At 30.4% G+C, this 23,212-nt stretch carries 16 protein-coding genes; all 16 read right to left on the bottom strand.

Going from position 1 to position 23,212, the window contains the following annotated elements:
- Positions 1-269: 269 nt before the first annotated feature.
- A complete protein-coding gene (locus J4863_RS07825; RefSeq protein WP_211618186.1) occupies positions 270-1,976 on the bottom strand; it encodes an AAA family ATPase in 1,707 nt (568 codons plus the stop codon).
- A 36-nt stretch (positions 1,977-2,012) separates the two neighbouring features.
- Positions 2,013-3,719 (bottom strand): AAA family ATPase, encoded by a 1,707-nt coding sequence (locus J4863_RS07830; protein WP_211618187.1) that lies wholly within the window; start codon positions 3,717-3,719, stop codon positions 2,013-2,015.
- A gap of 36 nt (positions 3,720-3,755) precedes the next feature.
- Complete coding sequence (locus J4863_RS07835) at positions 3,756-5,462, bottom strand: AAA family ATPase (protein ID WP_211618188.1); 1,707 nt, start codon at positions 5,460-5,462, stop codon at positions 3,756-3,758.
- Between the two features lie 22 nt (positions 5,463-5,484).
- Positions 5,485-6,822 carry a signal recognition particle protein gene (ffh, locus tag J4863_RS07840; RefSeq protein ID WP_211618189.1) on the bottom strand — a complete coding sequence of 446 codons (1,338 nt, stop codon included), beginning with the start codon at positions 6,820-6,822 and terminating at the stop codon, positions 5,485-5,487.
- Positions 6,822-7,151 (bottom strand): YlxM family DNA-binding protein, encoded by a 330-nt coding sequence (gene ylxM / locus J4863_RS07845; protein ID WP_211618190.1) that lies wholly within the window; start codon positions 7,149-7,151, stop codon positions 6,822-6,824. Before ylxM ends, ffh begins: the two co-directional genes overlap by 1 nt.
- Positions 7,152-7,214: 63 nt before the next feature.
- The gene (ade, locus tag J4863_RS07850) at positions 7,215-8,927 is read right to left on the bottom strand and encodes an adenine deaminase (protein WP_211618191.1); all 1,713 of its coding nucleotides are present in this window, start codon (positions 8,925-8,927) and stop codon (positions 7,215-7,217) included.
- A 70-nt stretch (positions 8,928-8,997) separates the two neighbouring features.
- Complete coding sequence (gene tgt, locus J4863_RS07855; protein ID WP_211618192.1) at positions 8,998-10,176, bottom strand: tRNA guanosine(34) transglycosylase Tgt; 1,179 nt, start codon at positions 10,174-10,176, stop codon at positions 8,998-9,000.
- 57 nt (positions 10,177-10,233) lie between these two features.
- Positions 10,234-10,938 (bottom strand): 16S rRNA (guanine(527)-N(7))-methyltransferase RsmG, encoded by a 705-nt coding sequence (rsmG, locus tag J4863_RS07860; protein ID WP_211618193.1) that lies wholly within the window; start codon positions 10,936-10,938, stop codon positions 10,234-10,236.
- A gap of 93 nt (positions 10,939-11,031) precedes the next feature.
- Positions 11,032-12,918, bottom strand: a complete 1,887-nt coding sequence (gene mnmG, locus J4863_RS07865; protein ID WP_211618194.1) for a tRNA uridine-5-carboxymethylaminomethyl(34) synthesis enzyme MnmG — start codon at positions 12,916-12,918, stop codon at positions 11,032-11,034.
- Positions 12,919-13,089: 171 nt separating this feature from the next.
- Complete coding sequence (locus J4863_RS07870) at positions 13,090-14,685, bottom strand: peptide ABC transporter substrate-binding protein (protein ID WP_211618195.1); 1,596 nt, start codon at positions 14,683-14,685, stop codon at positions 13,090-13,092.
- A gap of 280 nt (positions 14,686-14,965) precedes the next feature.
- Positions 14,966-16,549 (bottom strand): peptide ABC transporter substrate-binding protein, encoded by a 1,584-nt coding sequence (locus J4863_RS07875; protein ID WP_211618196.1) that lies wholly within the window; start codon positions 16,547-16,549, stop codon positions 14,966-14,968.
- 218 nt (positions 16,550-16,767) lie between these two features.
- Positions 16,768-18,354 (bottom strand): peptide ABC transporter substrate-binding protein, encoded by a 1,587-nt coding sequence (locus J4863_RS07880; protein WP_211618197.1) that lies wholly within the window; start codon positions 18,352-18,354, stop codon positions 16,768-16,770.
- Between the two features lie 259 nt (positions 18,355-18,613).
- Positions 18,614-20,203 carry a peptide ABC transporter substrate-binding protein gene (locus J4863_RS07885; RefSeq protein WP_211618198.1) on the bottom strand — a complete coding sequence of 530 codons (1,590 nt, stop codon included), beginning with the start codon at positions 20,201-20,203 and terminating at the stop codon, positions 18,614-18,616.
- Between the two features lie 32 nt (positions 20,204-20,235).
- Positions 20,236-21,174, bottom strand: a complete 939-nt coding sequence (locus tag J4863_RS07890; protein WP_211618199.1) for an ABC transporter ATP-binding protein — start codon at positions 21,172-21,174, stop codon at positions 20,236-20,238.
- A 2-nt stretch (positions 21,175-21,176) separates the two neighbouring features.
- Positions 21,177-22,211 (bottom strand): ABC transporter ATP-binding protein, encoded by a 1,035-nt coding sequence (locus J4863_RS07895; protein ID WP_211618200.1) that lies wholly within the window; start codon positions 22,209-22,211, stop codon positions 21,177-21,179.
- 48 nt (positions 22,212-22,259) lie between these two features.
- Positions 22,260-23,210 carry an ABC transporter permease gene (locus J4863_RS07900; RefSeq protein ID WP_211618201.1) on the bottom strand — a complete coding sequence of 317 codons (951 nt, stop codon included), beginning with the start codon at positions 23,208-23,210 and terminating at the stop codon, positions 22,260-22,262.
- Positions 23,211-23,212: the final 2 nt, after the last annotated feature.

Here is a 23,212-nt window from a genome sequence, read left to right on the forward strand (position 1 = left end):
TTTATTAATATTTTAAATTTATTATTTCACAGAATTTTATAATGGTTACATTTTAAAAATTAATTCATTATAGTAATAATTTCAAATTCATTTGTTATTATAATGAATTACTATAGTTTAAAATTAGCTAATCTTAGTATACTACAAAAAAAAGAAAAAATCAATTGAATTTTGTATTTCTTTAATAATTTTCTAAATTTACTTATACTTTTATATTTAAAATACAAAAAAAAGACCATTTTCTAAATCAGAAAATAGTCTAAACTTTTTCAAATTTTCTCTCTCTCAAACCTAACCTCAAACTCTTTCCCACAAAAAGCCAATCCAATCTTCAAAACTTTCTCTATCCCAGCATTTCTCAATGCTGAAACATACTCTTTATCATCAATTTGTTTCAATGCAATTTCACATTCTCTTTTTAATTTTTCCTGAATTTCTTCCAAACTAGAATTTTCCTTTACATTAACAACTTTTAATTCAAGTATTATTCCTTCATCTCTTCTTAACAGATTTCTAGGTTTCAATAATAAATCGTATCGACCTTTTCCTGAAAAATTATTCGACGTAATTTCATATTCTCTCCTCAATTTCAAAATTAATCCAAGCATTAATCCATGATAAAATTGCTCCTTGTAAATTCCACTTACATCAAATATCCCAGTATTCTCCAATAAAATTCGCTTCATTTCAAACCTAAAAGTTTCAATATCTCCTGTTTTTAGCGCGTAAGTCATTCCTGAAAATTTATCATAATCCTCAAAATACACATCAATAAACATTTCTGAAAACATTCTTAAAATCTCTTCATTTGGAATTTTTAAAAACACGTCTTCTTCCTCTTCGTCATATTTTTCAGCTAAAGTCAAATATCCACTATGAAAAAATAAATTCCAAATATTTCGACTAAAATTCGCTTCTAAATTACCAAAAGTCATGTTGTCATTTATTCTCTTTAGAATGCTTTCTTTATTCAATAATTTAGAAAAATCATTGAAAATCTCATTTTTTAATCGTTTTAAGTATAATTTAATAAGCTCATTTCCGCTCGTATTTACCCAATATGGTTTTAATTTTTTCTCATCTAAAAAATTAATAATTGACCATGGATTGTAAACTTGAATATCGCCAAACAAATAGCCATTATACCACTTCTGAACATCTTTCAAATCGTATTCCAAATTAAAGTCCTTCAATGCTTGTTCAACTTCTGACTCAATAATTCCAAAATATTCTGTAAATTTATCATTCAAAATTGTATGAACTTTTAAATTGTTTAAGCCTGAAAAAATATTTTCCTTTGCAACTCGTAATATGCCTGTTATTACCCCTAATTCTAAGTATTCGTTATCTTTCAAAACACTTCCGTAAAAACTTTTGAAAAAGTCGATTGCTTCTTCATAGTAGCCTTTTACGTAGGAATCTATTATTGGTTGGTCGTATTCATCTATTAGAATGACTACTTTTTTTCCATAAAATCCGTATAAATATCGTGTCAAATTTAATAATGCCTTTTTCCATCGAGCATTTTCTCTTCCAAACCAAATCGCATCAAATTCTTCTAAATCTCTTTGATTTAGCTTTTCTCTGATTAAATAAAATTGATTATAAAGTTCTTTTATTTCGTCCTGAATAGCTTTAAACCCATTCTCCCAGTTTTTCTCCCCATAATTCCTAAACGAAATCGAAATTACTGGATAATTCCCCTGTTTTTCAAAATATTTACTTTTAGAAATATTCAAATTTTCGAATAATTTTCGATTTTCTTCTTTATTTTCAATATTAAAAAAATAGTTTAACATTGATATATTTAAGGTCTTTCCAAATCTTCTTGGACGAGTGAATAATTCTACTTTTAAACCTTCTTCCAAAATATTCTCGATAAAATTAGTTTTATCAACGTAGTAATAGTTATTTTCTATTATTTCCTTAAAATTCGATATTCCAATTGGTAACCGTTTTCTCTCATTTTTTCCCATAAAATTCTCCCCTTTTTTCTTTTTCCAAAACTATTATCAAATTTTCTCTCTCTCAAACCTAACCTCAAACTCTTTCCCACAAAAGGTCAACCCGATCTTCAAAACTTTCTCTATCCCAGCATTTCTCAATGCCGAAACATATTCTTTATCATCAATCTGTTTCAATGCAATTTCACATTCTCTTTTTAATTTTTCCTGAATTTCTTCCAAACTAGAATTTTCCTTTACATTAACAACTTTTAACTCAAATATTATCCCTTCATCTCTTCTTAACAGATTTCTAGGTTTCAATAATAAATCGTATCGACCTTTTCCTGAAAAATTATTCGACGTAATTTCATATTCTCTCCTCAATTTCAAAATTAATCCAAGCATTAATCCATGATAAAATTGCTCCTTGTAAATTCCACTTACATCAAATATCCCAGTATTCTCCAATAAAATTCGATTCATTTCAAACCTAAAAGTTTCGATGTCTCCTGTTTTTAGTGCGTAAGTCATTCCTGAAAATTTATCATAATCCTCAAAATACACATCAATAAACATTTCTGAAAACATTCTTAAAATCTCTTCATTTGGAATTTTTAAAAACACGTCTTCTTCCTCTTCGTCATATTTTTCAGCTAAAGTCAAATATCCACTATGAAAAAATAAATTCCAAATATTTCGACTAAAATTCGCTTCTAAATTACCAAAAGTCATGTTGTCATTTATTCTCTTTAAGATGCTTTCTTTATTCAATAGTTTAGAAAAATCATTGAAAATCTCATTTTTTAATCGTTTTAAGTACAATTTAATAAGCTCGTTTCCGCTTGTGTTTACCCAATATGGCTTTAATTTTTTCTCATCTAAAAAATTAATAATCGACCATGGATTATAGACTTGAATATCTCCAAACAAATAGCCGTTATACCACTTCTGAACATCTTTCAAATCGTATTCCAAATTAAAGTCCTTCAATGCTTGTTCAACTTCTGATTCAATGATTCCAAAATATTCTGTAAATTTATCATTCAAAATTGTATGAACTTTTAAATTATTCAAGCCTGAAAAAATATTTTCCTTCGCAACTCGCAATATGCCTGTTATTACCCCTAATTCTAAGTATTCGTTATCTTTCAAAACACTTCCGTAAAAACTTTTGAAAAAGTCTATTGCTTCTTCGTAGTAGCCTTTCACGTAGGAATCTATTATTGGTTGGTCGTATTCATCTATTAGAATGACTACTTTTTTTCCATAATATTCATACAAATACTTTGTCAAGTTTAATAACGAATTCTTCCAATCTCCCTCGTCATTTTCCAACCAAATATCCTCAAATTTTTTTAACTCTCTTTTATCTAAATTATCCATTACAAATTTATGCTCATCATATGTATTCGAAATTACCGTTTTTATAGCTTTGATCCCATTCTCCCAGTCTTTCTCCCCATAATTCCTAAATGAAATTGAAATCACTGGATAATTACCCTGTTTTTCAAAATATTTACTTTTAGAAATATTCAAATTTTCGAATAATTTTCGATTTTCTTCTTTATTTTCAATATTAAAAAAATAGTTTAACATTGATATATTTAAGGTCTTTCCAAATCTTCTTGGACGAGTAAATAATTCTACTTTGAAACCTTCTTTCAAAATATTCGCGATAAAATTAGTTTTATCAACATAATAGTAGTCATTTTCTATTATTTCCTTAAAATTCGATATTCCAATTGGTAACCGTTTTCTCTCATTTTTTCCCATAAAATTCTCCCCTTTTCATATTTTACAAAACTATTATCAAATTTTCTCTCTCTCAAACCTAACCTCAAACTCTTTCCCACAAAAGGTCAACCCGATCTTCAAAACTTTCTCTATCCCAGCATTTCTCAATGCCGAAACATACTTTTTATCATCAATCTGTTTCAATGCAATTTCACATTCTCTTTTTAATTTTTCTTGGGTTTCTTCCAAACTGGAATTTTCTTTTACATTAACAACTTTTAACTCAAATATTATTCCTTCATCTCTTCTTAACAGATTTCTAGGTTTTAATAGTAAATCGTATCGACCTTTTCCAGAAAAATTATTCGATGTAATTTCATATTCTCTCCTCAATTTCAAAATTAATCCAAGCATTAATCCATGATAAAATTGCTCCTTGTAAATTCCACTTACATCAAATATCCCAGTATTCTCCAATAAAATTCGCTTCATTTCAAACCTAAAAGTTTCAATATCTCCTGTTTTTAGCGCGTAAGTCATTCCTGAAAATTTGTCATAATCCTCAAAATACACATCAATAAACATTTCTGAAAACATTCTTAAAATCTCTTCATTTGGAATTTTTAAAAACACGTCTTCTTCCTCTTCGTCATATTTTTCAGCTAAAGTCAAATATCCACTATGAAAAAATAAATTCCAAATATTTCGACTAAAATTCGCTTCTAAATTACCAAAAGTCATGTTGTCATTTATTCTCTTTAGAATGCTTTCTTTATTCAATAATTTAGAAAAATCATTGAAAATCTCATTTTTTAATCGTTTTAAGTATAATTTAATAAGCTCATTTCCGCTCGTATTTACCCAATATGGTTTTAATTTTTTCTCATCTAAAAAATTAATAATTGACCATGGATTGTAAACTTGAATATCGCCAAACAAATAGCCATTATACCACTTCTGAACATCTTTCAAATCGTATTCTAAATTAAAGTCCTTCAATGCTTGCTCAACTTCTGACTCAATAATTCCAAAATATTCTGTAAATTTATCATTCAAAATTGTATGAACTTTTAAATTGTTTAAGCCTGAAAAAATATTTTCCTTTGCAACTCGCAATATGCCTGTGACTACCCCCAATTCCAGATATTCGTTATCTTTCAAAACACTTCCGTAAAAACTTTTGAAAAAGTCTATTGCTTCTTCGTAGTAGCCTTTTACGTAGGAATCTATTATTGGTTGGTCGTATTCGTCTATTAGAATGACTACTTTTTTTCCATAATATTCATACAAATATTTCGTCAAGTTTAATAACGAATTTTTCCAATTTCCTTTATCTGATTCTCTTCTAATCGAATTAAATTTTTCAATTTCAATTTCATCCATTTTTTCAATCAAAAATTTATGCTCAGTATACAAATCTCCGATTATTTGTTTTATTATCTTAAACCCATTCTCCCAGTCTTTTTCCCCATAATTCCTAAACGAAATCGAAATTACTGGATAATTCCCCTGTTTTTCAAAATATTTACTTTTAGAAATATTCAAATTTTCGAATAATTTTCGATTTTCTTCTTTATTCTCTATATTAAAAAAATAGTTTAACATTGATATATTTAAAGTCTTTCCAAATCTTCTTGGACGAGTGAATAATTCTACTTTGAAACCTTCTTCCAAAATATTCGCGATAAAATTAGTTTTATCAACATAGTAGTAATTATTTTCAATTATTTCTTTAAAATTCGATATCCCAATTGGTAACTTTTTTCTCTTGATTTTTTCCATAAAAAGTCCCCCTCAAATTTTTCTATTTTCTACGACCTCTTAGCATTCCGCCACCTAAACCAGGAAATCCGCCACTATTAAACATTTTCATCATTTGCTTCATTTGCTCAAATTGTTTGATTAATTTATTTATTTCGTTTACTGTAACTCCGCTTCCTTTGGCAATTCTAGCTTTTCTGCTTCCATTTTTCAAAATTTTTGGATCTCTTCTTTCTTGAACAGTCATAGAACAAATAATTGCTTCGACTTTTTTCATTTCTTTTTCAGCCATTCCCATGTCAATCATGCTTGTATCAACACCTGGTATCATCTTCATAATTCCAGCAATTGACCCCATTTTTCTAATCATTTTAAATTGTTTCAAGAAATCTTCAAAATCAAATTGATTTTTTCTAAATTTTTCTTCCATCTTTTTAGCTTCTTTTTCATCAATTGCTTCTTGTGCTTTTTCAACCAAAGAAACAACGTCTCCCATTCCTAAAATTCTTGAAGCCAATCTATCTGGATGGAATGGTGCGATATCATCTAATTTTTCACCTTCACTTATGAATTTTATTGGTTTTCCAGCAACTTCTTTTACTGACAATGCAGCTCCACCACGAGTATCTCCATCTAATTTTGTAAGAACAACTCCCGTAATTTCCAATTCTTCATTAAATGATTTTGCCACATTTACAGCATCTTGCCCAGTCATTCCATCTACAACTAACAATATTTCATGCGGTTTAACTTCCGATTTAATTTGTTGTAATTCCTTCATTAATTCTTCATCAATGTGCAATCTTCCAGCTGTATCCAAAATCACATAAGTTGCATGTTCTTCCTTCGCTGCCTCAATCCCTTTTCTACAAATTTCCACCGCATCTGTACTATCTTCAATCGTAAACGAAGGCACTTTTATCTGATCAGCCAACACTTTCAATTGTTTTTTCGCCGCAGGTCTGTAAACATCCGCTCCTATCAAAAATGGTTTTTCCCCTTTTGATTTCAAATGTTTTGCCAATTTTCCTGAAAAAGTAGTTTTCCCAGCTCCTTGAAGTCCACAAAGCATAATAACCGTAGGATTTTTATCAGCTTTAGCAATAGCTACATTCGTACCACCTAAAACTTCTACTAATTCATCATTTACAATTTTTATAAATTGTTGAGTCGGATTTACACCGTTAATTACTTCTTCTCCCAACGCTTTTTCTCTAATTTTTGCAACAAAACTTTTAGCAACTGTATAGTTTACATCCGCTTCCAATAATGCTAATCTTACTTCCCGAAGTGCATCTTTCATATTTCCTTCAGTTAATTTTCCTTGACCACTTACCTTTTTAAATATATCTTTAAAACGGTCTCCTAATCCATTAAACATTAATTCACCTCATCATATCCAAAATCTTTTATTATTTTTTCTAAATTTTCTTTCGTAAAATTACTTTTTAAATTTTCTAACCTTTTTTTCAATTCTTTTTCTCTCTCAAATATTTTCAGCTTACTCTCATATTCCTCAAGCTGCTTAAAACCTCTTTTTATATTATCAAAAACTGCCTGCCTCGTAACTCCATACTTCTCCGCAATTTCTGTAAACGAACTATTTTCTTCCAAATACAACTCTAAATATTGCTTTTGTTTCTTTGAAAAAAGTTCACCATAATACAAAAAAAGCACCGAGTATCTCAAAAAATCTTCTAATTTATCCATAATACCCTCATTATACAAGAAATCCATATCTATTGTCAATTTTACTTTTTTGAGCCCTTTTTCTTAAAGAAACTTATTCAAAGTTACATCAAAAATTCCTCGTGCAGTCACTCTAATCTCTGGAATAACTGGCAATGCTAAAAATGACAAATTAATAAATGGATCAATATTCGGATTTATTCCCATTTTTTTAGAATATTCCAACATTTTTTCTAATTTTTCATTGACTTTCTCACTTGGTTCATCACTTATAAGGCCCATTATTACAAGCGGTAATGTATCTACAACTTTTCCATTTTCCACAATTGTGTATCCACCTTGTTTTTCAGCCAATTCCTTCACAGCAATTTCAATATCCCTGTCGTTATCTCCTACAACCACGATATTATGTGAATCATGAGCCACTGTTGATGCAATTGCACCATTTTTTATACCAAACCCTTTCAACACTCCAACCCCAATTTTACCAGTATTTTTATGTCTTTCCACAACCACAAGTTTATTGTATTCCTGATTTGGCACAAATTTATTCTCTCTTGCTGGAATTTTCTCGCAAACTTTTTTCGTAACAATTTGTCCTTCTATAATCTCAATCACTGGAAATTCAGCATTTTCATCTTCCAACTCAATCTCAATTTTTTTTGCATCAAAATCTTTTACATGAACCGTTTTTTTCAAATGCTCTGGACATTCAGGAAACTTAATTTCCTTTTTAAAAATATCATTCACATCTTGTCCTTCAAAATACACATTTTCAATTTCAACATTTTCAAAATCCTTCAATACCACAAAATCCGCTTTAAATCCAGGTGCAATCGCTCCTATTTCTCTATCTTTTTTTATAGCCTGTGCAGCCTGAATTGTCGCCATTTTATACGCTTTTATCGGTTCTAACCCAATACTAATCGCCTTTCTAATATTGTAGCAAATATGTCCTTCTCTATAAATTTCCTCCACATGCTTGTCATCTGTACAAAAACAGTATCTCTCTGTAGAAGCCTTATTTGCAACAATTCCCGATACAATCGCCTCTAAATTTCTTGCCGCACTTCCTTCTCTAATCAATACATACAATCCATTTTCAATCTGTTTTTTTGCATATTCGTAAGTACAAGCCTCGTGATCATTTTTTATCCCTGCCAAAGCATACGCCGCCAATTCTTCGTCTGTCAAAGCTGGAGAATGTCCGTCAATATTCATTTCCTTAAACATTTCTAATTTTTCCATCATATTTTTTTCGCCATTTAAAACAGCATTTGTGTCCATAACTTCTGCTAATCCCAAAACTCTTGGATTTGAAAGATATCTCTCCATTGTTTCTGCTAACAACGTTGCACCATTATCTTCAAATGAAACAGCTGGAACGCAAGACGGTATCATTACAAACACATTTGCAGGAACATTTTCAGTTTGCTCAATAATATAATCAATCCCATCTGTCCCTGATACATTCGCAACTTCATGAGGATCTACAATAAAAGTCGTAGTCCCTGCTTTTACTGCTGCCTTCAAAAACTCAATTGGTCTCACCATCGTAGACTCCAAATGTAAATGACTATCCACAAATCCTGGAACAACATACTTCCCAGTGATATCTATTTCTTCTTTTCCCGAATACTCGCCAATTCCAACAATAATCCCGTCACTAATCGCAATATCCGCTTTCACTATTTCTTCTGTAAAAACATTCAAAATAAATCCATTTTTAAAAACTTTATCCGCTTTTTCCAATTTTCTGGCTATTTTTGAATATTTTAAATAATTTTTATAATTCATTATTTCCCTTTCTTTTGGTTAGTTACAAAAAAATATACCTTTATTATGAGATATGCTCTCATTGTAAAATTTATCTTGTGTTATCTCGTGTTGCTGGTATTCTTTTCGGGATTATCCACTCACTTTCTTTTCCTTGCGCATAATTTTTTATAAACTCATCTTTAAATTCCTTAAATCTACCTTCTTTTATAGCTTCTCTCGAATCATTCATCAATTTTATTAAAAAGTGCAAATTATGATAAGTCGCCAATCTTTGCCCTAAAATTTCCTTCGCTTTGAATAAATGTCTAATATACCCTCTCATATAATTTTTACAAGCGTAACAGTCACACCCCTCATCCAAAGGTCTGTCATCCAATTCATAAGCCTTATTTTTTATAACTAAACGTCCATATTTTGTAAATACTGTTCCATGTCTTCCAATTCTTGTCGGTTGCACACAATCCATCATATCAATCCCAGATTCAACCGCTTCAAGCATATCCAACGGTTCTCCCACTCCCATCAAATATCTTGGTTTATTCTCAGGTAATTTTGGCGTAATATATTCTAAAATTCTATACATATCTTCTCGTGGCTCTCCAACTGCAAGCCCTCCCAAAGCATATCCTGCAAAATCCTCATCATATTGAGAAAGTTCCTCAAAACTTTTATCTCTCAAATCTTCATAAATTCCACCTTGAACTATCGCAAATAATCCTTGTCTATCCTTATTTTTATTCGCATCAATACATCTTTTAGCCCATCTTGTAGTTCTTTCAATCGAAGGAATCAAATATTCTCTCGAAGACATTCCTGGAGGGCACTCATCCAACACCATCATGATGTCACTTCCTAAATTATTCTGAATTGAAATTGATTTTTCAGGCGACAAAAAATGTTTCGATCCATCCAAATGCGATCTAAAATGCACTCCCTCTTCCTTTATTCTTCTCAACGAACCCAAACTAAACACCTGGAATCCTCCACTATCAGTCAATATTGGTCTATCCCATCTCATAAATTTGTGTAATCCTCCAAAATCATCTACTAAATCATCTCCTGGATTCAAATACAAATGATAAGTGTTTCCTAAAATTATTTGTGAGTTAATCTCCTCTAACTCTTCTTTTGTCATTGCTTTTACTGTCGCTTGCGTTCCAACTGGCATAAATACAGGCGTTTCGATTTTCCCATGTGGTGTTTCAATTACACCTGCTCTAGCATTGCCATCTTTTACTTCAAGCGTATACTTTATTGGTTTATTCATATTTTTCCTCTCTTGCTTATTTATTTTTTCTTTTTGTAATGATAAAAAAAGTTGTAATTACAAAGGTTTTTTTGCTGGAATTCCAGTTTTTCTAGGATACTTCTCATGCGTTTTCTTATTCTTCACAATTTCCAAAATTATTCTCTCGTCACCACATTTTGGCAAATTAAATTTATGAATTTCTTCAATTGTCGATCCCAGCAGTTTCAACGCATTTCCAGACTCTTCAACCTCATTCAAATTCAATTTTTGTGGCAAAAATCTTCCATTAATTTTAATAAACGGAATCATGTACTCTAAAATTATTCTCAAATTAGCAACTCCTCTACAAAGTGCCACATCAAATGTCTCTCTCTTACCTTTAATCAATTCTTCAGCTCTCTCAAAACTAGTTTTCACATTTTCCAATCCTAATTTTTCAATAACTTCATTTATAAATTCAATTTTTTTTCTAACAGAATCCACTAACAAAAAGTTTTTTTCTGGATAAAAAATCGCAAGAACAAATCCTGGAAATCCAGCTCCCGTCCCAACATCAATAAATGATTTTTCCTCATCTTTAATAACTTTCGTCAACAATAACGAATCTATAAAATGTTTCTCAAGCATTCCTTCTTTATCTCTAATCGCTGTCAAATTCATAACTTGATTTTTTTCATACAACAATTCCAAAAAATCCAGCATTTTCCCTTTTGCTTCATCATTCATTTCAATACTTGATTTTGTAAGTAATTCTTCAAAATATTTTTTTTCATTTTCCATAATTTTTCTCTTCAATTTCTCTTTTCTTTTATTTTTATATATTTTTTAATCTATTTATTTATCTGTTTCCAACTAAAAATTTTTTTAAAATTCCTACTTCAAAACTCCATCCAAATACATCAATAAAACCGAAATATCGGCTGGTGTTACTCCAGACATTCTCGACGCCTGACCAACATTGTAAGGTCTACCTTCCTTCAATCTTTGTTTAGCCTCACGCGTAATCCCTTTCATCGCCTCATAATCAAAATCTTTTGGAATTTGTTTATCATCAAGTTTCTTATGCTTTTCCATCACTTGCATCGCCTTCGCAATGTAACCTTCATATTTAACTTGCACTTCAATTTGATATTCAGTTTCCGCATCAAATGTCAATTGAGGCCCATTTTCAATAACTTCTGCAATATATTTAATATCTTCGTAAGTTACTTTCGGTCTTCTCAAAATTTCCTTCAAAGTAGTCCCACTTTTCAACGATTCACCATATTTTTCCAAAACTTCAACTAATCTTTTATTACTAGTTCCCAATTTCGTATCTTCCAGTTTTACAATTGTTTCTTCAACATTTTTCTTTTTCTCCAAAACTTTATCATAATATTTTTTATCCAACAATCCAATTTTATAACCTTTTTCTGACAAACGAATATCCGCATTATCTTCACGTAAAATCAAACGATACTCAGATCTTGCTGTAAACATTCTATACGGTTCAAATAATTCTTTATTAATTAAATCATCAATCATTGTCCCAATATACGAAGTTTCTCTATCTAAAATCAACGGTTCCTCACCTTTTACCTTCAAAGCCGCATTTATCCCAGCAATAATACCCTGTGCAGCAGCTTCTTCATAACCACTTGTTCCATTAACTTGCCCTGCCAAAAAGAGTCCTTTAACTTTTCGTGTCTCAAGCGTATAATCAAGCTCACTTGGATCAACAATATCATATTCAACCGCATATCCATATCTCATAATATGTGCATTTTCCAAACCTTCAATCGTATTTACAATTTTTTGCTGATATTCTGCAGGATAACTCGTAGAAAGTCCACTAATATACACTTCCGTAGTCTCAAACCCTTCTGGCTCTAAAAACAAATGGTGACTATCCTTATCATTAAATTTTACAACTTTATCTTCAATCGAAGGACAATATCTCGGACCAGTACTTGCAATACTTCCATTATACATCGGTGCCTTATCTAAATTTCCCAATATTATTTCATGCGTCTTAGCATTCGTTCTAGTCAAATAGCAAGATAATTGTGGCTTCTCAGTAACTTCCTCATCAGACGTTCTCATTGAAAATTTCAATGGAATCCCAGTAATTCCAGGTTGTTCCTCTAATTTTTCCAAGTCCAATGTACGAATATCTAATCTAGGCGGTGTCCCTGTTTTGAATCTTCCCATTTTAAATCCTAATTTTTCCAACGAACCTGTCAAATCATCAGCTGACAATTCTCCCATTCTTCCACCTTTTACTCTTTTATCTCCAATATACAACAATCCTCGCAAAAATGTCCCCGAAGCAATTACAACAGCCTTTGCTGAAAATTCCATTCCAGTTTTCGTTTTAATCCCTCGAATTTCTCCATTTTCAACAACTAATTCTGTTACAATGTCTTGAACCGTATCCAAGTTTTCTTGTGCTTCAACAGTTTTCTTCATTTCCCTCGCATAAATTTTTCTATCAGCTTGTGCCCGTAAAGACCTTACTGCTGGACCCTTCTTCGTATTCAAAATTCTCATTTGAACAAAACTTTTGTCCATATTTCTTCCCATTTCTCCACCAAGAGCATCAACTTCCTTCGCCAAATGACTTTTCGCTGGCCCTCCAACTGATGGATTACAAGACATCACACCAATATTATCAAGTGTTATTGTAAAAACGGCTGTTTTCAATCCTAATCTCGCTGAAGCCAAAGCCGCCTCTACTCCCGCATGCCCTGCTCCCACGACAATAACATCATAATTTCTCATTTTCTCTCCTCTCTAAAATTTTCTCTATTTATAAAAATCATATTTATTTTTTTATAACTTTTGTATTGTAACTATTATATCATATAATCAAAAAAATTGACAAAACAATTCAATGTCTTGCCAACTTTTCCTATTCCTCAAATTTATTTTTCAAAAAATTCAAGAAATAAATTATTTATTAACTTCTAAATCTTTAAAGTTAAATTCTCCACCAATTGCTACAAATCCAAGTCCTTTTACTTTAGGATTTACCAAATAATTTTTTTGTCTTTGGAATAATACAACTACTGGTGTTTGTTCAGAAATTATTTTTTCCATTTTAATCATAGCTGGAACTCTAACTGCTGGATCAGCTGTAGATTTAGCTTTTTTAGACAATGCATCATATTCAGCATTTGAGAAATCTCCACGGTTTGCACCTTTATTAGTTGATTCAAAAATATCTAAATATGTAATTGGATCTTTGAAATCTCCTGTCCAGTTAGCGATTGCAATTTGGTAATTTCTTTGTTTAGATCTACTAATTCTTTCTTTTCCTGTTACAACTTGTAAATTCAATTTAATTCCTAAATTTTTACTCAAATTTTCTTGAATGTATTGAGCAATCATTTTAGTACTTCCTGTATCAGCAAAAATTACTTCCAATTCTGGCATTTTAGTCATTCCTTCTTCTTTCAATCCTTCAGCCAATAATTGTTTAGCTTTTGCTACATTAAATTCTGGTATTTTTGTAGGAACTTCTTCAGCAAAGTCTCCTTTTAGCCCTTTAATTCCAACTCCACTTGGAGTAAATGTATTTGTATTTTTTTCTGAACCTTCTAATACTTTAGAAATCAATTCTTGTCTATTTATAGCATATTGCAACGCTTGTCTTACTTTCGCATTATTCAAAGGTTTTACTTTATTATTTAACAATAAGTACCAAATTCCACCATCTGCAGCATTTACTAATTCAGGTTTCCCTTTGTACGCTTTAGCTTGTTGGTAAGTTACTTTTGTTACATCTAATTCTTTATTTTTAAACGCATTAAACGCTGCTGTTGTATCTTCAGTCAATTTCAATGTGATAGCATCAGTTTTTACATTTTTAGCATCCCAATAATTAGGATTTTTTTCAAATTTCAAATCTGAATCTTGAGTCCATTTTTTCAAAACATATGGACCTGATGAAATTGTGTTATCTGGAGTTTCTGCAAAATATTTATCTCCTTTTTCTTTAAAGAATTTTTCATTCAAAGGCATATATGCTTTAAATGTTACCAAATCATCAAAATATGGTGTTGGTGTTTTCAATTCTACTACTAAAGTTTTAGGATCTACAACTTTAATTCCCACTTGATCAGCTGTTGCTTTTCCACTATTAAATTCTTCTGCATTTTTAATCATAAATAACAAATAAGCATTTTCAGCTCCTGTTTTAGGATCTAACGCTCTTAACCAACCTGCTTTAAAATCATTTGCTGTAATTGGATCTCCATTTGACCATTTTGCATCTCTTAAATGGAATGTCCATTTTAATCCATCTGGAGTTGATTCCCATTTTTCTGCAATTCCTGGCACTGATTTCCCATCTTTATCTTTTCTCAATAATCCTTCCATTAACAAATCATCTACTGTCCCACCTGCGATATCAGTAGTAATTTGCGGATCAATTGAAGTTGGTGCTGTTCCTAGATTCAATACTAGTTCTTTACCTTTATTTCCATGTCCGCCACATGATAAAACAAACATTAGCACTAATGCTAATAATACCGACATTTTTTTCATTCTACTTTCTCCTTCTTCTTAAATTTAATAATATACTTTATTATACCTTATTTTTTAATATTTTTCTATTGTTATTAGCTATATTTTTTTTAAATTATTTAATATATATTATATATGAATACTATACTCAATTTCTATCACTATTTTCTATGCCAAACTATAATAAAAAATCATATATTTATAACTTCAATATCACTCCAATTTTATATCTACAATAAATTTATTCAAAAAAAATTGGCAAAACAAATTTTATTTCACCAACTTTTTCTAAATTATTAAATTATTTCATTGATAAATTTTTAAAGTAAAATTCTCCACCGATTGCAGTAAATTTCAACCCTTGAACTTTTGTATCTCTCAAGTAAGGTTTTTTTCTTTGATATAATACTGCTACTGGAGTATCATCAGCTATTATTTTTTCTAATTCAATCATTGCTGGTACTCTTACATTAGGATCAGCTGTTGATTTTATTTTCTTAACTAATGCATCATATTGAGGATTTGAGTAAGAACCTCTATTTTGTCCTCCACCTGTTACAAACAAGTCTAAATATGTAATTGGATCTTTAAAGTCTCCTGACCATCCTGCTAATACTAAATCAAAATCTTTTGAAGCCATTCTCGAAACTCTTTCTTGGAATGTAACTGCTTTTACATTAAGATTTAAACCTAAATTTTTTCTTACAGATTCTTGAACAAATTCAGCAACTGATTTGTTATTTCCTGAATCATTTATAAGTACTTCTAATGTTGGTGCACTTGTCATTCCTAATTCTTTCAATCCTTCAGCGAATAATTGTTTAGCTTTTTGTGGATTGTATTTTTCAATTGAAGTTGGAACTTCTTCTGGGAAATCTTTTGAAATACCTTTTATTCCAATTCCTGATGGAACAAATGTTCTCGCACTTTCTCCAGTTCCATTTAATACTGATTTTACTAATTCATCTCTATCAACTGCTAACAAAATTGCTTTTCTGATTTTTGAATTACTTAAGAATTTATTTTTTAAATTTGGTAAAATATACCAAACTGAACCATCTTTTGATTTTACCAATTCTGGTTTACCTTCATATTCTCTCGCTTGTTCTGCAGTAATTTGAGTTACTTGAACTTCTTTATTTTTAAATGCATTTAATGCAGCTGAATTATCAGGTATTATTTTATATATAATGTTATCAACTTTTACATTATCTTTATTCCAATAATTTGGATTTTTTTCAAATTTCATTTCTGAATCATGAACCCATTTTTTCATTACATATGGTCCTGATGATATTGTTTGATTAGCTTCTGTATCAAATTTTTCTCCTGCTTCTTTTAAGAATTTTTCATTAATTGGAGAATAAGTTTTAAATGTTACTAAATCTGCAAAATATGGTGTTGGTGCTTCCAATGTTACTTCTAATGTTTTTGGATCTACAACTTTAATTCCTACTTTGTCAGCTGTTACCTTTCCTTTATTAAACAATTCTCCATTTTTTATTGGATATAACATGTATGCATATTCTGATGCTACTTTTGGATCCAATCCTCTTATCCACGCTGCTTTAAAATCATTTGCTGTAATTGGATCTCCATTTGACCATTTTGCATCTCTTAAATGGAATGTCCATTTCAAACCATCTGGTGAAACTTCCCATTTTTCTGCAATTCCTGGATCTGGTTTACCATCTGGAGTTCTTTTTAATAATCCTTCCGAAAGTAATTCGTTTACTGTTCCTCCTGCTATATCTGTCGACAATTGAGGGTCGATTGATTTTGGTTCTGCTGCTAAATTTAATGAAAAGGTACTTCCTTTAGAACCTTTTGCACCACATGCAAAGAACATCATCGCCATCGCTAAAATTAACAATACTTTTTTCATTGTTCTTCTTCCTTTCTCTTAATAAATCTTATATTACATAGTATACCTTGAAAATTTAAAAATTTCAATTAATTTTACAAAAATAATTATATAAAAAATAAAATTTATTTATGATTTTTTTATATTCATCTATAAAATCAAAAAAGAACTATCTTAAAAATTAAGATAATTCTTTTTCATCATATATATTTAAAATTTTCTAAATATTAGAACCATCACTATTTTCCAATAGTAGTTTTTCCTAAATAATAATCAATTCCAATTGGGTGGAATACAATTCCTTTTACTCTAGGATTGATTAATTTATTATTTGCTCTGTAGTAAAGTAATCCTACTGGCATATCGTCAGCAATCATTTTTTCTAATTCAATCATCGCTTTAACTCTTGTTGCTTTATCCATAGAGTTTTTAGCAATTTTCAATGTTGCATCATATTTAGGATTTACATATTGAGAATAGTTATTTCCATCTTTTGAATCGAATCTTTCCAAATAAGTCACTGCATCTGGATAATCTCCATTAAATCCTGCCAATGCAATTTCATAATTTTTTGATTCCATTCTTGCTAATCTTTCTTTAAATGTAATACCAGTTACTTTAAAGTCAATTCCCAAATTCTTTTCCATACTTTCTTGAATAAATTCAGCAATCGCTTTATTACTTCCTGTTGTGTTAAAGATCATTTCCAATGTTGGTAATTTTTTTAATCCTAATTCTTTCAATCCTTCAGCTAACAATTGTTTTGCTTTTTGCGGATTATATGCTGGGAATACTTTTCCTGCTTCTTCAGAGAAATCTTTACTTACTCCATAAATTCCAACACCTTTTGTTGTATAAGTATAAGCTGCTTCTCCTTTATTATCTAAAACTCCTGTTATCAATTTTTCCCTATCTACAGCCAATGATAACGCTTGTCTAATTTTTTTGTTTGCTAAAACTTTATTTTTCATATTGTAAGTCATATACCAAACAGATCCATCTTTTGCCACTCTAAGTCTTTTATCATTAGCATACTCTTTAGCTTGTTCAGTTGTGATATTAGTTATATCAATTTCATTATTTTTAAACGCATTTAATGCAGCTTCATCTGCTACAAATTTAATTTTAACTGTTTCTAAAGGTATATTATCTTTGTTCCAGTAATTAGGATTTTTTTCAAATACTATTTCAGAATCTTTTGTCCAAGACTTAATTACATATGCTCCAGAAGAAATTGAATCTTTAGGACTTGTCATATATTTATCTCCAACTTCTTTTAAGAATTTAGTATTAACTGGTAGATATGTATACAATCTAACCGCTGAATCAAAATATGGTAATGGTGCTCCCAATGTTACTTTCAATGTATAATTATCTACAGCTTGAATTCCAACTGCATCTTCTTTTACTTGGCCTTTATTATACGCTTCTGCATTTTTTATTGGGAATAATTTTGAAGCATATTCTGCTGCTGTATTAGGATTCAACGCTCTTAACCATCCAGCTCTAAAGTCATTTGCTGTAATTGGATCTCCATTTGACCATTTTGCATTTTTTCTTAAGTGGAATGTCCAAACTAGTCCATCTTTTGAAGCTTCCCATTTTTCGGCAACTCCTGGAACTCCTTGTCCATCTTCACCTTCTCTAATCAATGTCTCCCCTATTAACGAATCAACAATTTCTGCTGTTGAATCATTTGCTAATTGTGGATCATAAGATTTTCCTTCTTCTTTTAAGTTTAATAATAATGCATGACTATTAGAAGATTTTCCGCACGATAAGGCGAATACTAAAATTAAACTTATTACTAATAAAATTTTCTTCATTCAATACACTTCCTTTCAAATTTTAAATTAATAATATTTTTTATAAATTAATTCATATATAAAATTTATACTAAAATTCAAACTTATAAATTTTTAAAATTTTTCTATACAAATATATACTCTTTTTTTAGGAGTTACCTCGAAAAACATTTTTTATTTTTCTTGAATAACTCCTCTGTCTTAATATTATTTTTTATATTTTACTATTTTTTCCATCAAATTTCAAGATATTTTTTTAAAAAATATTTTGATTTACTAATTAATCTTTATATGCTGCATAGAAGTCAATAGGATTTCCTACTGCTCTTATAACAACACCTTTTAAATGTGGATTTTGTAAGTATGTAGCCACTTCATAGTAAAGTCCTGTATAACGGAAATCATCCATTAAGATTTTTTCAGCTTTTTTCATAGCATCCATTCTAGCTTTATTATCTTGTTCCTTTTTAGCAAACTCAACTAATTTATCATATTCAGGATCTGAAAATTTCGCAACATTAATTTGTCCAGCTGATGTTTGGAAAATTTCTAAATAAGTCATCGGATCAGCATAATCAGGTCCCCAAGCATATCTTACTATTTGGAAATCTCCTGCTTTCGCTCTAGATAATCTTTCTTTATACGTAATAGTTTCCACGTTTACATCTAATCCTAATTTTTCTTTCCATTGAGATTGATAAAATTCTCCTTCTTTTTTTCCACTTCCTTTTTCATCAACTGTCAAAGTCAAGTTCAATTTATCTGGAGTCAATCCTTCTTCTTTCAATCCTTCATCAAATAAAGCCTTAACATTCACATTTTTATATTGTGCATAAAGATCTCCAACTTCTTTTCTGAAATCGTCATTTTCTCCTTTTGTTCCTTCAGAAACAACCCCTGAAGCTACAATTCCTGAACCATTTAACACATTACTAACCAAATTTTTTCTATCTATAGCCAATGATAACGCTTGTCTAATTTTTTTATTCTTCAATCCTGGCGCTTTTGTATTAAATGCTAAATAATAAACTCTTCCATCTGGCACTTCTTTTAATTCAGGTTTTCCTACATAAGAAGCTTTTTTCTCAAGAGAAATTTTTGTTAAATCCAATTCTTTATTTTCAAAATAATTTGTTGCAGCATTAAAGTCTGAAACCATCAATGCTTTCAAAGTATCGAATTTAGTGTTCGCTGCATTCCAGTAATTAGGATTTTTCTTCAAAATAACTTCATTATCGTGAGTCCATTTTTCGATTGTATAAGGCCCACTGTAAATAGATTTATTAGCTTCTGTCGCATATTTATCTTTAAATTGATCCAATGCTTTCGCATTTATTGGATAATAAACTGGCATAACCAATGTTTTATCAAAGAATGGTGCTGGTTTTGATAAAGTAAATTCTATAGTATAATCATCTTTAGCTTTTATTCCAACTTGATTGAAATCTTTAATTTTCCCACCGTTATAATCTTCTGCTCCTTTAATGTAAAACATCAAAAATGCGTATTCAGACGCTGTTGCAGGTTCCAATCCTCTCTTCATCCCATTTACATAATCTTTAGCTGTCAAAGCATCACCATTTGACCATTTCATTCCTTTTCTTAATTTAAATGTCCAAACTGTTCCATCTTTTGATTTTTCCCAACTTTCTGCTCCTGCTGGTACAACTTCATTTTTTTCATTCAATCTAACAAGTCCTTCGTAAGTAAGTCCTGTAATCATAAATCCACCCATATCAGTCAAAAGTTGTGGATCTAAAGATGATGGCTCTGCTTCCATGTTAAATGTAGCTGTTTTTCCATTTCCTCCAGCTTTTCCACACGACAAAACAAACATCAACAATGTTAAAATTACTAAAATTTTTTTCATAATTTTCTCTCTCTCTTTCTAAAACTATAAGCTTATATTAATTTATTTTCTTTCAAAAAAGAAGTTTCTACAAAATGTCCTGGCTCATATTCTGTCAATTCTGGAACTTCAGGAATTTTATTAATTTCTGAGACATCTCCCATTGGACTTCTTAAATATGATTCGTCTACTCCAACTTTTTCGTGTTTTTTTGCAGTTGGATCAGCTATTGGTACTGCTGAAATTAATGATTTTGTGTAGCTATGAATTGGATTATTATACACTTCTTCAGGCGTTCCTAATTCTACAACTTTTCCACGATACATAACAGCTACTCTGTCTGAAATGTATTTTACCATCGACAAATCATGCGCTATAAATAACAATGTTAAATTTCTTTCTTTTTGTAAATCCTTTAATAAATTTACTACTTGCGCTTGAATCGACACATCTAATGCTGAAATTGGCTCATCACATACTAACACTTCTGGATCCACTGCCAAAGCTCTCGCAATCCCAATTCTTTGTCTTTGACCTCCTGAAAATTCATGTGGAAATCTATTCGCATGTTCTCTATTCAACCCAACAATTTCCAATAAGCTATAAACTTTTTCCATTCTTTCTTTTTTAGTTTTAGCCAATCTGTGAATATCGATTCCTTCAGCAATAATATCTCCTACTGTCATTCTTGGATTTAGTGACGCTTGCGGATCTTGGAAAATCATCTGAACTTTTTTCGTAAATTCTTTTATACTATATTTTTCAACAGGTTTTCCACCAAATAATATATCTCCATTCGTTTTATGATACAATCTACTAACTGTTCTTCCCAAAGTTGTTTTCCCTGAACCTGATTCTCCAACCAAACTCAAGATTTCTCCTTTATGAATATCCATCGTTACATTGTCAACCGCTTTTAAAACTTGTTTTTGTTTCATAGGGAAATATTTTTTTAAATTTTTCATTTCAATTAATTTTTCATTACTTGGCATTCTTACTCATCTCCCTTTTTATCAACATTTTTATTCGCAAAAGGCGATTCAACTTTTGGTGCTCCATCAACATAAAGCCACGATTTTACCAAATGACCATTTCCTAAATCAATCATTGGTGGTTTTCTTTCGTAATCTATTTTCATCGCATATTCTGATCTAGCTGCAAACGGATCTCCAGCTGGTGGTTTCAATAAATCTGGCGGTGTCCCTGGAATTGATATTAATTTTTCTCCACTTGTCATATCCAATCTTGGCAATGATTTCAATAATCCCCAAGTATACGGATGTTTTGGATTTTTAAATAATTCAACCACAGGTGCTTCTTCTAATTTTTCTCCAGCATAAAGAACTACAACTTTATCAGCTGTTTCTGCAACAACTCCCAAATCATGCGTAATCAAAATTACTGCAATATTCAATTCTTTCTTCAATTTATTTATCAATTCTAATATTTGTGCTTGTATTGTAACATCCAATGCCGTTGTTGGCTCATCACAAATCAATAAATCTGGCTCACAAGAAAGTGCAATCGCAATAACCGCTCTTTGTCTCATTCCACCAGAAAATTCATGTGGATATTGATTAAATCTTTCTTCAGGTTTAGGTATTCCAACTTTTCTAAGCATTTCAATTGCTTGTGCCTTAGCTTCAGCTTTACTCACTTTTTTGTGAATTAAAATACCTTCCATAATTTGTTTTCCTACTTTAATTGTAGGATTTAACGAAGTCATAGGATCTTGGAAAATCATTCCGATTCTTCCTCCTCTTAACTCCATCATTTTTTTATCCGAAACTTTTACTAAATCTTCTCCATCGAAAAAGATTTCTCCACCTTTTATTTCACCTGGAGGCATCGGAATTAATTTCATAATTGTTTGAACAGTAACTGATTTCCCAGACCCTGATTCTCCAACTATTGCAAGTGTTTCACCTCTATCTACAGAGAAACTAACACCTCTTAATGCTTGAACTTCTCCAGCATAAGTATTAAACGAAACACTTAAATTATTAACTTCTAATAGTTTTTTGCTCATTTTCTATTTCTCCCAATTTTAATTTTAAGCTTGTTTAAAGTCGTTTTTTTACGATCTCAATTTAGGATTTAATGCATCATTTAACGCATCTCCTACAATATTAAACGCCAATGTAATTAATGAAATTACAACTGCTGGAATTACAAATAAATAAGGATAAGAATCCATATTTATGAATCCATCAAATACTAAGTTTCCTAATGAAGCTTGAGGAATTGGTACTCCTAATCCAATAAAACTCAAAAATGCTTCTGTAAAAATAATATTTGGTATATCAGTTGTCAATCTAATAATTATAACGCTTAATGTATTTGGTATTAAATGTCTCAATGTTATCCAAATAAAGTTTCCACCAAGTGATTTTGATGCTAACACAAATTCACTTTCCTTAATTTTTAAAACTTCCCCTCTTACTAACAATGAATATCCTAACCATCTAGTCAATGACATCGCTATAATAATTGTTTTTACGCTATTTCCCATTACAACCATTAATAAGATTATGTAAATCATCGAAGGAATTATCATTAAAATTTCTACAATTCTTGTCATAATTGTGTCGATTATTCCACCAAAATATGCAGAAATCGCACCATAAACTGTACCAAAAATAACACAAATAATTGCTGTTACAATTGATAATTCCATTGAAATTCTAATTCCTTGAGAAAGTCTTGCGAATAAATCTCTTCCTAAATTATCCGTCCCTAAATAATGCCCTGTTTTTATACCTTGAGATGGACTTAAGAATTTTTGTGTTAAATCTTGTGCTCTGTACGAATATTTTGTTAGATGTTGTCCAAAAATCGCTAAAAACGCAAAAAATACTGTTAATGCTAAAAATGATAACGCCAATTTATTTTTCTTAAATCTTCTCCAACCGTCTTGCCAAAATGTTAAACTTGGTTTGTAAATTACCTCATTTTGAGCCGTATCTGGTCCAACTATTTTAAAGTCTTCTGCCGTTGGAATATATTTTTCATTTGTACTATTTGACATAC

It is taken from the genome of Leptotrichia sp. oral taxon 221 (assembly GCF_018128245.1).
GTDB lineage: Bacteria > Fusobacteriota > Fusobacteriia > Fusobacteriales > Leptotrichiaceae > JABCPH02.